The sequence below is a fragment of the Limosilactobacillus antri DSM 16041 genome, assembly GCF_000160835.1.
In the GTDB taxonomy this organism is placed as follows: Bacteria; Bacillota; Bacilli; order Lactobacillales; family Lactobacillaceae; genus Limosilactobacillus; species Limosilactobacillus antri.
In genome coordinates, this window is sequence record NZ_GG700733.1 from 1 (window position 1) to 14951 (window position 14951).

Consider the following 14951-nt stretch of genomic DNA (forward strand, 5'->3'; position numbering starts at 1 on the left):
AAACAGCTTTTATATTTTATCACAGCCACCCAAGCGAAGTCAACAACTAATTTTAATCAATCATTTGTCAGCTTACTAACAAGCAGCTTAAATAATATATCATGTTCTCAAACAACTGTCAACAACTTTTGCCTATCTTTTTTAGCACATCGTCAACGTCTTTGACAACGTTGAATATAATACATGGAATCCAGCGCCCCGTCAAGCAACTTTTTACTAGCATTCACCCGCTTTATCCACAAAGCTGAACTTGCCCACACCGTTTTTGCTCAATCATTCCGAATTCCGCTCATTTAAACGGTAAAAGGCGGGCTAGTGTCCACCACTAACCCGCCTTTTCTTAACAATCGCAGGATCAAATTATTTTACCCGGGCCAGGAAGTAATGCTTCTTCCCGCGCCGGACAATCACAAACTTGCCATCAAAATGCGTGCTCGGGTCCACTTCCGCATCAACATCAGTGACCTTCTCGCCGTTGATCCGGATCGCCCCATTGGAAACATCCTGCCGGGCCTGCCGCCGGGAAGGTTCCATCCCGTTATCGGTTAACCACACCACGATGTTTTCCTTCTGATTATCAACATCTACTGACGGCATGTTCTTAAAGCCCTGTTCGATTTCCGCAACGGACAGGTCGGCAACGTCCCCAGAGAAGAGCGCCTTGCTGATCCGCTGGGCCTCTTCTACCGCCTGCTCACCGTGGACGAACTTGGTCACTTCTTCCGCTAGCCGGCGTTGCGCTTCCCGCTTCCACGGTTCCTTTTCTACCTTTTCTGCCAGGTCGTCAATCTCTTCCTTAGAAAGGAAAGTAAAGTACTTCAAGTATTTCACCACGTCCCGGTCATCCTGATTAATCCAGAATTGGTAGAACTCGTAAGGCGACGTCTTCTCCGGATCCAGCCAAATTGCCCCACCGGCGGTCTTCCCAAACTTGGTTCCATCCGCCTTGAGCATCAGCGGGATCGTCAGCCCGTAAACCTTCGTTTCCGAGCCCTCGACCTTATGAATTAAGTCAATTCCGGCCGTGATGTTCCCCCACTGGTCGGAACCGCCAATTTGCAGCTGCACGTCATTGTGCCGGTACAGGTGGAGAAAATCAACCGACTGTAAAATCTGGTAGGTGAACTCGGTGAACGAAATCCCCGCATCCAGCCGGCTGGCAACGACTTCCTTATTCAGCATCGTGTTAATGTTAAACAGCTTCCCGTAGTCCCGCAAAAAGTCCAGCAGGCTAATCTGCGACAGCCAGTCGTAGTTATTAACAATTGTAAAGTTCTCGGTCCCGAAAAGCTTCTTCATCTGCGCCGTCAGTGCCGCTTCGTTGTGGTGGACCTGGTCCATCGTCTGCAGGGTCCGCTCGCTCTTCCGGCCAGACGGGTCCCCGATTGCGCCGGTGCCCCCACCAATAATAATTACCGGGTGGTGCCCCGCCAGCTGGAACCGTTTCAGAATCATAAACGGAATCAGGTGACCGATATGCAGGCTGTCGCCAGTCGGGTCAGTTCCGCAGTATAGGGCAATCTTCTTATTTTCAGTGAGTTCCTTTAGCGCGTCCAGGTCAGTCGTCTGGTTAATTGCGCCCCGCCATTGCAGGTCATCAATAATGTTCATGGATATCCCTCCTAAATTAAACTCCCGGATACTAAAAAAGCCCTGGCTTCAAACATTGAAGTCAGGGACGATTTAACCGCGTTACCACCTTGATTTGCAGCCTGCCAAGCTGACAAGCTACCACTCTTCGCCGGTAACGGGACGATCCGTTCAAAGTGACGGGCTCCACGGCTGTAATTCATCATCAGTCATTGGCCAGGCTCGCAACTGCCGCCGGCTCCCTGAATGTCCAGCTGATGACTACTGCTGTCCGCTTCACTGCCCTTTAGTTGCCGTTATTGTACCGGTTCCTGCGGCCGTCTGTCAAGCCCACCGGCAGGGTTCCTCTGCGGCGTCGCCCTTTGAGCTGCCGACCCGCACCTAGTTAAGATTAGGGTAATAAAAAGGAGCGGACAAATTTTCCCGCTCCCATCCACATTACAAATTAGTCTTCCTTTTTTGCCTCTGGCTTCTTCTTTTCTTCCGGCTTAACCGTCGGCGCTGGTTGCTCCTGGTCCTTCTTTGGTACGTAGACCTCGTGCACAAAGGCCTCGCCCGTCAGCACAGCGACTGGCTTAAAGGTATCCCGGAAGTCGGCATCAACGTCGGCCGTTTCCTTACTCCGGACGTAGAAGAGCGAACCAGTAGCAAAGACCACCGGCAGGTAGCAAATCAGGCCCAGGATAGTAATCAGCAGGCCAATGTAGAACAGCACATAGGTTGCCGTGTAGTTACCGTAGTAGGCCAGGCCACCAAAGATTACCGCCCAAACTGCCATCGGCAAAACTTCGACAAACAGGCAGATCAACAGGTAGTTCCACTTCCGGCCGCCCATGAACCGCCGACTGGCCGTCAGGGCATGGCGCATTGACTGGCCAAGGAACCGTGGCTGCTTTTCCCGGTACAGGAAGTAGGCCTGGGCATACTCGATTCCCTTCCAGATGACGATAATTTCATTCACAATTCGGATCCCGTAGAACCAAATTGCATTGTGCGTCATCCCACCAACAATCTGGGCAACGATGTCCAGCGGCAGGCTCCAGAGGAAGATGAATAAGCCAGTGTACAGCGCGATCCGCCACAACTGGTTCTTCCGCAGGTGCTTGAAGTGCAGCCAAATGGAGCCGGCGCTTACCGGTTGATCAGGGTCTTGCAGGTGATCCTGGTAGGTATACTGGACCGCCACGGTAAAGAAGCCGTAGAAGAAGGTTAACGCGGCCAGAACTGCCAGGCCAGCCAGAATTTCCAGCAACCCCAGCAGCAGTGCCAGTGGTGATGCCATTCCGTACATTATCATCATTACGCTCATCATCATTGACTGCGCAACATTAGTCATCAGTAGCGAAGCAACACACACTAATGCAAAGTAGATAATCGTAATCCCGCCGATTGACCACATTGCCGAAAAGTAATGAGGCTTCACTAACGCCTTGAGCGCCTGAATAAAGCTGCTCAAGGACAATCCTTGTTGTTTTTTCATTGAAAAACCGTCCACCTTTATCAATTAATTTACATTTAATCATAACACATCGCAGAGTGAGCTCAATTCATTCTGCTAATCTTCGCAGTTTTTTCAAAAAACGAAAAATTCCCGGTCAGCTGATCGGGAATTTTTGCCGTTAGCCGAAACTAAGGTTGTCCCGGTTAACTATTTCTAATGATTAATACTTTTCCTTGCTCAAAACGTTCAGCTTGTCATCGAAGTCGTAAACAACCGGTTGGCCAGTAGCCATTTCCAAGTTCATGATGTCTTCGTCAGAAATCTGTTCGATGTACTTGCTCAAAGCACGCAGGGAGTTACCGTGGGCTGCGATGATGACGTTCTTGTTGTCAAGCAGCTTTGGCGCAATTTCGTCTTGCCACAGCGGAATAACCCGTTCCAGGGTCACCTTCAAGTTTTCCCCGCCCGGAATCGTCCGTGGGTCCAAGTTAGCGTAACGACGGTCGTTAGCAGCGGATCCTTCATCATCAGCACTCAGCAGCGGTGGCAAAACATCGTATGAACGACGCCAAATGTGAACCTGTTCATCACCGTACTTTTCAGCGGCCTTCTTCTTGTTGTGGCCCTGCAGAGCACCGTAGTGACGCTCGTTCAGGCGCCAAGTCTTGGTTTCTGGAATCCACAGCTGGTCACATTCTTCCAAGGCATAGTGCAAAGTCTTGATGGCCCGCTTCAAAACGGAAGTGTAGGCATAGTCAAATTCAATGCCGTGTTCCTTCAGGGCCTTACCAGCGTTCTTCGCTTGCTCAACACCCTTTTCGCTCAAGTCCACGTCGACCCAACCAGTAAATTGGTTAGACAGGTTCCATTCACTTTGCCCGTGACGGATAAGTACTAATTTAGCCATGTTCAATTGACCTCTTTCTTCTTAAATAGTCGCTAGGGATAGCATTACTACATCATTTTAATCCATTCCCCACTAAAATCCAATAGCGAGCCCGCAATTTAGTCTTGGCCGCCGCCAGCAGCCTAACCGCAGAAAAGGCGGGAACCTCGATTGACTAACCGAAGTCCCCGCCTTAAAGAAAGGAGGTTTAGTATTGTCAGAATGTTATAACTACATCAAATGATTGAGCACCAGCAAACTACTTCTTCCGCCGGATCTCGCCAAAGCCGAATAGCGTTGCGAAACTCATCAGGCAAACGCCAGCAAGAGCTAATGCCCCATTGTGGTCAGCCCCGGTCTGCGGCAGCTGGTTTTTAGCAGCAGGCTTGGTAGCCGGTTGCGCTGCCGTTGGCTGGCTGGTGGTTGGTGTCGTCGCTGCTTCGCCCACAACGTGAATCGTCACCGTGACCTCAGTCTTGGTTCCGTCTGGGTAAGTAACCACAATTACACCGACCTTGTCACCCGGGGTGGAAGTGTCAACTGGGTTCTTCCACTCATACTTAGTCCCGTCCGGCAGCTGGTCCTTGTTCCCAATTCCATCCGCAGGATCAGGCTGACCGCCTGGCTGGGTAGTAATCGGCTGGCCCGTAGCGGGAACTGCCTTGTACTGGACCGTGTAAGTTCCGGCAGCCTGCACCGTTGCTGGCAATGCTGGATTCCAGCCCGCAATTAGGTAGCCCTTGGCCGCCACGGCAGCTGGTACCGGTACATCGGCCAGTGCCGTGCCAACCTTCACATCAAAGATCGTGCTGGTCCCGGCCGCAAAACTACCGTGGTCGCCAGCGTTAAAGGTTACCCGGACATAACCCGCTGGAGTTGGGTTGTCCGGTGTGTTCGTCTGGTCAATTACCTTGTCCAGCACCGTAACGCTAACCGTCGTCTTATCCTTGGAGCCATCTGGGTAGGTTACCGTAACCGGGATGGTAGCATGGCCCACCGTCTTTCCATCTGGGAGCTTGCTTGGGTCATCAACCGTGATCGTCGGCTGTTTAGCCGCGTCCTTCGGGTAGTCCGTCGTTACCTTAGCGATCACGTCAGCCTCGGTTGTCGCCTCGCCAAAGCCCTTGGTCAGGCTACCGCCAGTGGCCGTATACTTGTCGGCCTCCGTCTGGGCAGTCTTATACTGGGCCGTGTAGGTTCCGGCAGCCTGGACCGTAGTTGGCAGGGCCGGGTTCCAGCCCGCCACCACGTAGCCATTAGCAGCAACTGCCTTTGGCACTGGAACGTCGGCAATTGCCGTGCCGACCTTGACATCAAAGATCGTGCTGGTCCCAGCCGCAAAACTACCGTGGTCGCCAGCCTTGAAGGTTACCCGGACGTAGCCGGCCGGCGTTGGGTTATTCGGCGTCTTCGTCTGGTCGATTACCTTATCCAGTACCGTGACGCTTACGGTCGTCTTGTCCTTGGAGCCGTCTGGGTAGGTTACCGTAACCGGGATGGTAGCGTGGCCTGCCGTCTTTCCATCTGGGAGCTTGCTTGGGTCATCAACCGTAATCGTCGGCTGTTTAGCCGCGTCCTTCGGGTAGTCCGTCGTTACCTTAGCGATCACGTCAGCCTCGGTTGTCGCCTCGCCAAAGCCCTTGGTCAGGCTACCGCCAGTGGCCGTATACTTGTCGGCCTCCGTCTGGGCAGTCTTGTACTGGGCCGTGTAAGTTCCGGCTGCCTGGACCGTCGTTGGCAACGCTGGGTTCCAGCCCGCCACCACGTAGCCGTTGGCGGCAACTGCCTTTGGCACTGCTACATCAGAAAGTGCCGTGCCGACCTTCACATCAAAGATCGTACTGGTCCCGGCCGCAAAGCTACCGTGATCGCCAGCGTTAAAGGTTACCCGAACGTAGCCGGCTGGAGTAGGATTGTTTGGTGTCTTCGTCTGGTCAATTACCTTATCCAGTACCGTGACGCTTACGGTCGTCTTGTCCTTGGAACCGTCTGGGTAGGTTACAGTAACAGGAATGGTAGCGTGGCCTGCCGTCTGACCGTCAGGAAGTTGCGCCGGATTGTCAACCGTAATCGTCGGCTGCTTAGCCGCGTCCTTCGGGTAGTCCGTCGTCACCTTAGCAATCACGTCGGCCTCGGTTGTTGCTTCGCCAAAGCCCTTGGTCAGGCTACCGCCAGTAGCCGTATACTTATCGGCCTCCGTCGGCATCGTGGCTAAGAAGCTGTCGGCATCCACCGTGACCCCGTTCACGACCAGTTCCACGGTGTAAATAGTGTCAGCAGCCAGGTCCTTTGGCACGGTCAGCTGGGCCGCTTTTTCTGCTTCAGCCTTGCTGCTAACGGTAGTCCGGTTGAGTTCCTTCCCGTCCGCAGTCCAGACAATTTCCGTTGTCTGCCCCGTGGCGTAAACAGCATCCACCTTGGCAGTCACCGAGTCGCCCGGCTTGGCTGGGTTCGTCGTTGTATCGTAATTAGTAATATCAATGTCGTACTTTTCCAGGTTCGGCACCAGTGCGAAGTGCGAATTGTAAACCTGTTTGGCACCAACGAACGGGTTGGAGTGGGTGTAGGTCCGTGGGTTACCGTACGCCAGCACCGGATAGTTGCTGTACGAAGACTGGATTTCACCTGCCGGGTTCAAAATAAACTGCAGGAGGCCATCGGGATCAATTTCCTTGTTAAAGTGAGCGGTATACTCACCATCAATCACTGGTGCTACCACTACTTCTTGGATGTACTCAGGATGGGCCTTCATGATTGCGAGCTGCTCATTCACCTCGTCCGTCGCCGTGGCGGCACTCAGGGTGCTCTTCAAAGCCGCGATCCCCTCAGGCGTCAGTACCGCAGTGATTACGCGGAAGCCGGTCTTGGCTTCATCGGCGGTCTGGTTAACAAAATTTTCACTGGTTGACGTTGGGAAAGTCGTCCCGCCCTTTGAGGTTTCCCACCACACCTTACCGGAAACCCGGTTGGTACCTCCGGCAACGTTCGATGGATTGCCATCCGGACCCGCATCGTCATACCGCCAGGTGCTTGGGTCGCCGACCATTGTCTTGATCATCTCTGCCGTTGGTGCTTCGCCAACGTAGACACTGGCCCGCTGGAGGTTAGCCCCGGCCAGGTAGAAGGCCCCCGCCGTAGTTGGCGTTGAAAAGCCCGGCGTGTTCCCGACTACCGGCCGGAAGGTAAACAGTTCACTGCCGTCCGCTGACTTCTGTCCCGGCGCCAGCCATAGCTTTAACCGCTGTTTAGAAGTTGGCAAGTAAGTGAATTTGTGTTCGGTCCCCTTAGCATCAGTGAAGGACGGCAGGTCGAAGGCGAAGACCCCGTCCCCACCACCATTCGAGGCCGCTCCCTCCAGGTAGTGGCTTCTGGTGGAATAGACTGGGCTAATCGCCCCGTCGGTGTCAATCCACTGCAGGTAGACTTCGTAGTCGTTTAACTTAGTCGAACGACCAGTCCCTGGGGTATAACCGACCCAGGAAGTCGGTGCTAATTCCAGCCAGCCGCTGACCACTTGACCGGCGTTCGTCAGCTGGCCACCCGTCTTTACCTTGCCGGATTCAATGGCGTCGATATTAATCGGCGTGCTCCGGGCATCCCGGTCCGTACCAACGGATGGCGACGCTGGGTTCGTGGTCGATGGTGCCCCGCCAAGGTTGGCCGCCGGAGCAGCAGTGCTAGCGGCCGCGTTATCCGTTGCTGGCGTTGCCGCGGCCAGCGGAGCAGCTGGATCATTTGCCGTATTGCTATCTGCACCCGGCTGTGAAGGATTAGCCGTTGCAGCAACGGCGGATGGAGCATCGGCATGGGCAACCTGACCCAGGCCAGTATAAACAAAGAACCCGGAGGCGATGGCCACCGAGGCTACCCCAATACTCAGCTTCCGCAGCGACCAGCGGGTGTAGTGCTGGTTTGCTTTCTGTTCAATTAATTGTTGATTGTGTTTTCCTACCATATTTATTACCTTTCCGGCAAAAAGTAAGCTTACTTTTTGCTGTATTGCGTTTACTATTAGCTTTCAATTGAAAAATAAGAGTTGCAAACATCCGCTAATTGATTGCGCGTTCCAGATTAGCGAAAGAACCCTAACAGTACGCAAAAAAGCTTCTAAAAATATGGTACGAGCCCCGTTAATACTATTAATAATGCCTATCAAGTGATAACTACATTTATCGTTCAATGTAAAATTATATAGCAAAGCAATTTTTAAACAAAATTTTGGGATTTATTTTTCCAGACTATTAGCTCTTAACGGCCCTGTCTTCCTGCTCCATCAGTATTTTCCTGCGAATAGAAACACTTATTTAACTATCAAAGGTTATGCGCGCACTGGCAATTAATTATTGAAACGGTCCGCACTCCCAGCTTGCTAGCTTAAGCTTACTAGGAGCAATTTCTCCTGAGCAGTTTTTCTATCATTTGATAAGCAAACGCAAAAATTAGTTTACTATCCCGGCTAAACCGCCTATAATCAATGAAAGCGTTATCGAACAAATGCCATGAATAATCGTAACCACTGCGTATCGCAAACAAAGTCCGAAAGGTTATGGTATTTATGGATAATCAAAAAAAGGAAACTCCCATCATTGTCCAATGTGGGATCTATGCAATTATTCTTTTTGTTGCCCAGCTTATTTCGAGCCTCTTTCCCGCCAACTTCAGTGCCCCCGCGCCGTTAATCGGGGTGATCCTGCTATACATTTTACTGTCAACCCACGTGATTAAGCTCCACCAGGTGGAAAAGCTTGGCGACTTCATGCTGGGCCTAATTGCCTTTTTATTTGTTCCCTCAGGAATCCAGCTTGCTGGAAGCATGGAACTAATGAAGACTGAAGGGGTCAAGGACATCCTTGTATCAATTATCGCAACCCTGATCCTCCTGATCATTATCTGTTTCATTGGCGCGGCCCTGATCCGGCCCCACGCCCGGCTTGCGAAGAGCGCAAAGTAAGGGGGCAGGCATTATGACTACAATTGTGAACAACCTCGCCCTCCCCTTTACCGGGATCTTCATTTCATTTATCGGCTACCTGCTTGGAATGCTGCTGTTTAACAAAAGCCACGGTTTCTTCTTGTTTAACCCGTTACTGGTCGCAATGGTTTTTGGAATCTCCGTCCTCGGTATGTGGGCCGTAATTGTCCACTCTGATACCGCCACGATCTACCTTAAATTCTACAAACCCGGCGGCGACATTATTTTCTGGTTCTTAAACCCGGCCACGATGTCCTTCGCCATCCCCCTCTACCGGCGGAACGACGTTTTTAAGAAATACTGGTTTGACATTATCGTGACCATTTTCGTCGGCTGTTTCATCGCCATCTTTGCAATCGATCAGGTTACTAAGCTCTTCGGCCTTTCCCACGCCTCCGCAGCCGCAATGCTCCCTCAAGCTGCGACGACCGCGGTGGCAATGCCGATCGCTTCGGAAATCGGCGGGGTCCCGGCCGTGACCGCCATGGCCTGCATCATCAACGCCGTCTTTATCTACGCCCTCGGTGACATTTTAATCAAAGTCCTGCACTTAAATAAACTGCCCAAGGTCAGCAACGGACTGGGCCTTAGTACCGCCGGCCACGCAATCGGCTCGGTCAAGGCCCTTCAACTGGGTGAGGTCGAAGGTGCTTCCGCCGCAATTGCCGTCGTTTTAGTCGCGGTCGCAATGGACATCTTGGTGCCGATCTACGCCCACCTGTTTATGTAGCCCCGCTTAGGATAGAAGGTGAACTGGATGCAGCTAATTTTCAATTTAAAAGTCCAACTCTTCCCCACTGAACAGCAGGCCCGGTGCTTCCACGAGTGCACCAGCGAATACCAGCGGCTCTGCGATATCGTCAGTGACTGGTTTTACTACAAACACCACCTCAAGGCCTCGCGTAAGGAGTTTAATTCCGAAATGTACTACCGCTTACGTGAGATTTCGCCGACCATTAATTCCGCGATGATTCAATTGACCTATTTAAGCGTGGCCCGGCAATACCATCAGGCAAACCAGGTCTTCAAAGAAAAGGCGTGCACTGAGCCGTTGACCAAGATCCTGAAGCGGCCGCTCTCCTTTCAGAATTCGCCGCTTGATTATGCTTACCGGTGCACTTACTCCTTCATCAAAAAGAACAGCCTGATCTCGATGAGCGTCCTCAATAAGCGAATTACCATGCCGTTTGCGATTGAGCAGGACCGCGAATTATTAAACGCCATCACCCATTTTGGCAATGGCCAGCTGATTTCAATCATCGATAAGTGGTTCTTGGTGATCCCGATCACCGTTGATAAGGAAAAACTGCCGAAGGGCGCCGAATCGCCCGTAATTGATCCCCTGCCATAAATAATCAACCAAAAACTGCCCGTGCTACCCGCTCCCTAGACTTAATAATCTTTACTTTGTTAAGCTTGTGTACGACTAGTGAATATTAATAATTTATATTTATTAAGAATAAAGCGCTGTCAGCAAGGCTTACCGGCGAGCTAACCAGCGAAGACGGCCGGACTTTGTTCATTCTAAATCTTACAAATTATAAGTTGATAAATAAAGCCTGGCTAGTTACAATGGCTTCATAATACAAAATTGTTATTTTGTATTATTTTGATACACTTCATCGATGGCGTTTCAAAAAGATGGGTAAGCAGCTAAACATTTTCATTCACTAACGGTTGGCAAGCGGCCGTGGTGAAAGCTCCCCCGTTTAGCTAATCGCCCGGTCAAATAGCGGACTGGGCACCGACAGTGACTAATGGTCGTCGACGTTTGCCCGCTCACTTTCGCTCGTTGCTGCTGGCAGGTCATTAGTTAATCCAATGCTACTGAATCATATCATTGACTACCAGCTGGTCACTTTCCTCATGACTGCAAGTCTGACGGTGAGCGCAGCCCGCCGGTTGACGAACCGGTAGCAGGCATTCGTTTGCAACCCAGCAGTTTTTGCTACCACTAGATGACGCCCCCGCGTTTCTCAAGTGGTAAGAATCAAGTCCCTTGGTTATGAACAGCTAAATCAGCCTGCCAACAGGAATCAGCAGGAGTGGTTTGGCCATTCATGGCAGGTAACGCTTAGTAGTTGTGGTAAGGCAAGCTTACCAGGTGTACTCGTAATTAATCCGATTTAAGTTTCTGAGATACTGATACCGGATGGACCAAATGTTAGCATTGCCTAGTTGCCCATTGGAAAGCTAGTAAGGCTCTCTAACAGCTAAAAGTGCTTCTAAATTGCGAGCCTTAGTTAAAATGCATACTGTCACAACACACATCTATCGTTTCACATAGCTAGCCGAACGAATCTGCCCTAATCGGGTTCTTCCCACTAGCTCCTGCGGTCAGGCTTTTCTTATTCTGGAGTTAACTTCTCACCTTACCGCAGGGTTACCCACTGGCCTAGCTAGTGTATCCAATGGTTTCTTCAACAATGATTTCTCAATTGCCGCAAAAGATTGAGTCACGGGATGGGAACTTATTTTCACCATCCCGCTGTTCATACAAACAAGCCTCCAGAGGTCAGTCTTGAACCGAACTCTGGAGGTTTTTCGTTTTCAATTATGGGAGCGGGGCAACACTAGCTTGCTAGTTCGTTGTCGCATTACCATCTTTAAAATAGCAAAGAGGCTGAGTCAATTCCCAACCTCTTTGATTGGTTACAAGCCCGCCTTCGCACCAATGTCGGTCCGGTAGAAGCATTCGGGCAGCTGTAAACCGGCTAAGTAGCTGTAAACCCGGTCATGGGCGGCCGCGAGGGAGTCTGCTTGGGCCAGGACCATCAGCAGCCGCCCGCCAGCTCCGCGCAAATTATCGGGGCGCCCCGCCACGTTGGCATAGTCCAGCTCAATTCCGGGCGCTAGCGGCAGCTTGCCGAGCTCCTGCCCGTGAACCGGCTTTTGCGGGTAGCCCTTGGCCGCAAGGACCACCCCGAAGCTGGCCCGCGGGTCTTCCACCACTTCCGGTAGCGGTTGGTCATTCAGCACCCGGTCGACCAGCTCAAAGAGGTCGGTCTGCATTCGCGGCAGGATCACCTGGGTCTCGGGATCACCCAAGCGGACGTTGTATTCGATCACCTTGGGCCCCGCCGCCGTCATAATCAGGCCGATGTAGAGGATCCCGTGGTAGTGGTAGCCGCCCGCCACCAAGCCGTTGACCGTTGGCACGACTACCCGGTCCACCATCGCCTGACGGTCGGCGGCGCTCAGTTGGGGCAGCGGACTGTACGCGCCCATGCCGCCGGTATTCGGCCCCTTGTCACCGTCGTAGGCCCGTTTGTGGTCCTGGGCCATTGGAAGAATCCGGTAGTGGCCGTTGCTTAACAGAACAAACATCGAGTATTCCGGGCCAACCAGGCATTCCTCCAGGACCAGCCGCGCCTGGCCGCTGGCAAACATTTCCTTGACCGTTTGGACGGCCGTCGCGCGGTCCGGAGCAATCACAACCCCCTTGCCCCCCGCCAGGCCGTTTTCCTTAATCACCAGCGGGAAGCCAAACTGGTCGATTTCCGCGAGGGCCGCGGTTTGGTCCCGGTAGGAGGCGTGACGGGCGGTCGGCACCCCGTAGTTGTTCATGAAATTGAGGGCGTAGTCCTTGGAGCCCTCCAGCTGGGCGGCCCGGGCGTCAGGACCAAAGGCCTTTAGACCCGCCGCCGCAAAGTCGTCCACGATCCCGTCCACCAGGCAGTCTTCTGGGCCGACGAAGGTCCAGGCCACCGCGTGCTCCTTGGCAAACTTAATCAGGCCCGCAAAGTCGGTTTCCGCAATCGCCACCGGCTGGACGCCGACGGTCGGCATCCCCACGTTGCCGGGCGCACAGTACACCTGCTTGACGTGCGGGCTTTCTTGGAGCTTCTTTGCAATTGCAAACTCCCGGCCGCCTTCACCAACTACCAACACGTTTACTTGTCCTGCCATCTGCTTCTCCTCACAATCCTTTTAGTGGCGGAAGTGCCGAACCCCCGTCGTGACCATTGCAATGCCGTACTTATTTGCCATGTCGATCGATTCCTGGTCGCGAATTGAACCACCCGGTTGGACGACGGCCTTGATGCCGTGCTGGCCGGCAAACTCAACACAGTCGCCAAACGGAAAGAAGGCGTCACTCGCCATCACTGCCCGGTCGTCAATCGCGTCACCAGCGTGTTGAACGGCAATCTTGAGCGAGTCGATCCGGTTGGGCTGGCCTTCGCCAACACCCAGTGTCCGCTCGTCGTTGGCCACCACGATGGCGTTCGACTTGGCGTGCTTGACGGCCTTCCAGGCAAAGGCCAGGGACTTCAGCTGGGCTTCCGTCGGCTGGGCTTCCGTGACGCACTTCCAGTCGTGGTAGTCTTCATCCAGGACGTCCTGTTCCTGCATCAGCAGCCCGCCCATGACGGAAACAACTTCGTGGCGGACATCCGCGTCCTTCTTGCTAAAGTCGACCGTCAACAGGCGCAGGTTCTTTTTCTTTGCCAGGAGGGCATAAGCATCGTCAGCGAAGCCCGGTGCAATGATGATTTCCAAGAAGAGCTTGTGCATCTTTTCGGCCGTTGCCAGGTCGACCGGCCGGTTCAGGGCGATCACGCCGCCAAAGATTGATACCGGGTCCGCTTCATAGGCCCGGTCCCACGCCTGCTCCAGGGTTTCACCCCGGCCAATTCCGCACGGGTTCATGTGCTTCATCGCCACGACGGTTGGTTCATCAAATTCTCGGATACACCGCAGGGCTTCGTCAGCGTCCTTAATGTTGTTGTAGGACAGCTTCTTGCCGTGGAGCTGCTTCGCTGACAGGACCGAAAAGGCCTTCGGCAGGGCATCCTCATAGAGCCAAGCCTTTTGGTGGCTGTTTTCCCCGTAGCGCATCGTTTCCTTGAGGTTCCAAGTCAGCGTCAGCTTCTCTGGGTCTTCCAGCCCGTCCTGCTTGGTCAGGTATTGAGAAATCAGGGCGTCGTAAGCGGCAGTGTGGCGGAAGGCCTTGGCGGCCAGCTTGGCCCGGGTAGCAAGACTGGTATCACCGTCGTTCTTGATTTCCGCCAGCACCTGGTCATAGTCGGCCTGGTCAACCACGATGGTCACGTCCCGGTAGTTTTTCGCCGCGGACCGGACCATGCTGGGGCCGCCAATGTCGATATTTTCAATTGCGTCGGCGAGCTTGACGTCCGGCTGCTCAATCGTTTCCTTAAATGGGTAGAGGTTGACGCAAACCAGGTCGATCGGCGTGATGTTGAGCTTTTCTAGCGTTTCCATGTGTTCTGGCAGCTCCCGCCGGGCGAGCAGGCCGCCGTGAACGTAGGGGTTGAGGGTCTTGACCCGCCCATCCAGGATTTCAGGGAAGTGGGTAACGTCCTCGACACTAATGGTCTTAACGCCGGCTTCGTCCAAGACCCGCTTGGTACCCCCGGTAGAAACAATTTCGTAGCCGTTGTCGACCAACCCTTGAACAAAGGGAACCAGGTTTGTCTTATCAGATACGCTTACCAATGCTCGTTTCATTCTTTGTGCTCCTTTTCTCCTGCGGCCAGCAGGGCTTCTCGTAGTGCTAATGGGTATAACTGATGCTCCGTCGCGTGGACCCGCTCCTCCAGGCTCGCCACCGTGTCCTCCGGCAGAATGGGGACGTGGCACTGGGCAATCACCGGGCCGGCGTCTAGGTCAGCGTCGATGTAGTGGACCGTTACCCCGGTCTGGGTCCGGCCATCGTTAAAGGCCCGTTCAATCGAATGGAGGCCCGGGTATTCCGGCAGCCAGGCCGGGTGCAGGTTGACAATCCGGTGGTCATATTCATCGAGGATCAGCGGTCCAACCACCCGCAGGTAGCCGGCCAGGACGACGAAGTCGATCCGGTACTGCTTGAGGACGGCCAATAACCGCCGTTCGTACTCGTCCTTGCCGCCACTATCCTTGACTGTGAAGCTTTCCGCGGGAACGTTTAGCCGCGCGGCCCGCCCCATCACTGGCGCGTCCGGGTGGTTACAAAACAGCAGGACTAAGTCGCCCGGCAGGTTGCCGGACCGGAAATGCTTTGCCAGTTCTTCAAAGTTCGTTCCGTTGCCGGAAGCCAAAATTGCCACTCTCATGTTTTCCGC

General features: G+C 53.4%; 11 protein-coding genes. 4 read left to right on the forward strand and 7 right to left on the reverse strand.

The features are described 5' to 3' along the window. Positions 1-360: 360 nt before the first annotated feature. Positions 361-1611 (reverse strand): tyrosine--tRNA ligase, encoded by a 1251-nt coding sequence (tyrS, locus tag HMPREF0494_RS03635; protein WP_007123576.1) that lies wholly within the window; start codon positions 1609-1611, stop codon positions 361-363. Between the two features lie 94 nt (positions 1612-1705). Between tyrS and HMPREF0494_RS11465 the strand changes: the two genes are divergently transcribed. Next, positions 1706-1975 carry a hypothetical protein gene (locus HMPREF0494_RS11465; RefSeq protein WP_148466466.1) on the forward strand — a complete coding sequence of 90 codons (270 nt, stop codon included), beginning with the start codon at positions 1706-1708 and terminating at the stop codon, positions 1973-1975. A 60-nt stretch (positions 1976-2035) separates the two neighbouring features. Here the strand turns inward: HMPREF0494_RS11465 and HMPREF0494_RS03640 are convergent, their stop codons facing one another. The 3 genes from HMPREF0494_RS03640 to HMPREF0494_RS03650 form a co-directional block, all read right to left on the reverse strand. Beyond that, a complete protein-coding gene (locus tag HMPREF0494_RS03640; protein ID WP_007123578.1) occupies positions 2036-3070 on the reverse strand; it encodes a hypothetical protein in 1035 nt (344 codons plus the stop codon). Positions 3071-3251: 181 nt separating this feature from the next. Beyond that, positions 3252-3938, reverse strand: a complete 687-nt coding sequence (locus HMPREF0494_RS03645; RefSeq protein WP_003712894.1) for a 2,3-diphosphoglycerate-dependent phosphoglycerate mutase — start codon at positions 3936-3938, stop codon at positions 3252-3254. Between the two features lie 238 nt (positions 3939-4176). Next, positions 4177-7872, reverse strand: a complete 3696-nt coding sequence (locus HMPREF0494_RS03650) for a Rib/alpha-like domain-containing protein (protein WP_007123579.1) — start codon at positions 7870-7872, stop codon at positions 4177-4179. Positions 7873-8463: 591 nt separating this feature from the next. Here HMPREF0494_RS03650 and HMPREF0494_RS03655 point away from each other — a divergent pair. Genes HMPREF0494_RS03655 through HMPREF0494_RS03665 form a run of 3 tightly spaced genes read left to right on the forward strand, consistent with a single transcriptional unit; the run spans position 8464 to position 10240 of the window. Then, positions 8464-8868 carry a CidA/LrgA family protein gene (locus HMPREF0494_RS03655; RefSeq protein WP_007123580.1) on the forward strand — a complete coding sequence of 135 codons (405 nt, stop codon included), beginning with the start codon at positions 8464-8466 and terminating at the stop codon, positions 8866-8868. Between the two features lie 13 nt (positions 8869-8881). After that, positions 8882-9619: an LrgB family protein gene (locus HMPREF0494_RS03660; protein ID WP_007123581.1), complete on the forward strand. Its 738-nt coding sequence runs from the start codon at positions 8882-8884 to the stop codon at positions 9617-9619. Between the two features lie 27 nt (positions 9620-9646). Further along, positions 9647-10240, forward strand: coding sequence for a hypothetical protein (locus tag HMPREF0494_RS03665; RefSeq protein ID WP_007123582.1), 594 nt, complete (start codon positions 9647-9649; stop codon positions 10238-10240). A 1301-nt stretch (positions 10241-11541) separates the two neighbouring features. On the opposite strand, the gene purD is transcribed toward HMPREF0494_RS03665, so the two are convergent. Genes purD through purN form a run of 3 tightly spaced genes read right to left on the reverse strand, consistent with a single transcriptional unit; the run spans position 11542 to position 14942 of the window. Next, on the reverse strand, positions 11542-12798 hold the full coding sequence (gene purD / locus HMPREF0494_RS03670; protein WP_007123584.1) for a phosphoribosylamine--glycine ligase: 1257 nt from the start codon (positions 12796-12798) through the stop codon (positions 11542-11544). Between the two features lie 21 nt (positions 12799-12819). After that, the gene (gene purH / locus HMPREF0494_RS03675) at positions 12820-14358 is read right to left on the reverse strand and encodes a bifunctional phosphoribosylaminoimidazolecarboxamide formyltransferase/IMP cyclohydrolase (RefSeq protein WP_007123585.1); all 1539 of its coding nucleotides are present in this window, start codon (positions 14356-14358) and stop codon (positions 12820-12822) included. Continuing rightward, on the reverse strand, positions 14355-14942 hold the full coding sequence (gene purN, locus HMPREF0494_RS03680; RefSeq protein ID WP_007123586.1) for a phosphoribosylglycinamide formyltransferase: 588 nt from the start codon (positions 14940-14942) through the stop codon (positions 14355-14357). Before purN ends, purH begins: the two co-directional genes overlap by 4 nt. Positions 14943-14951 lie beyond the last annotated feature (9 nt).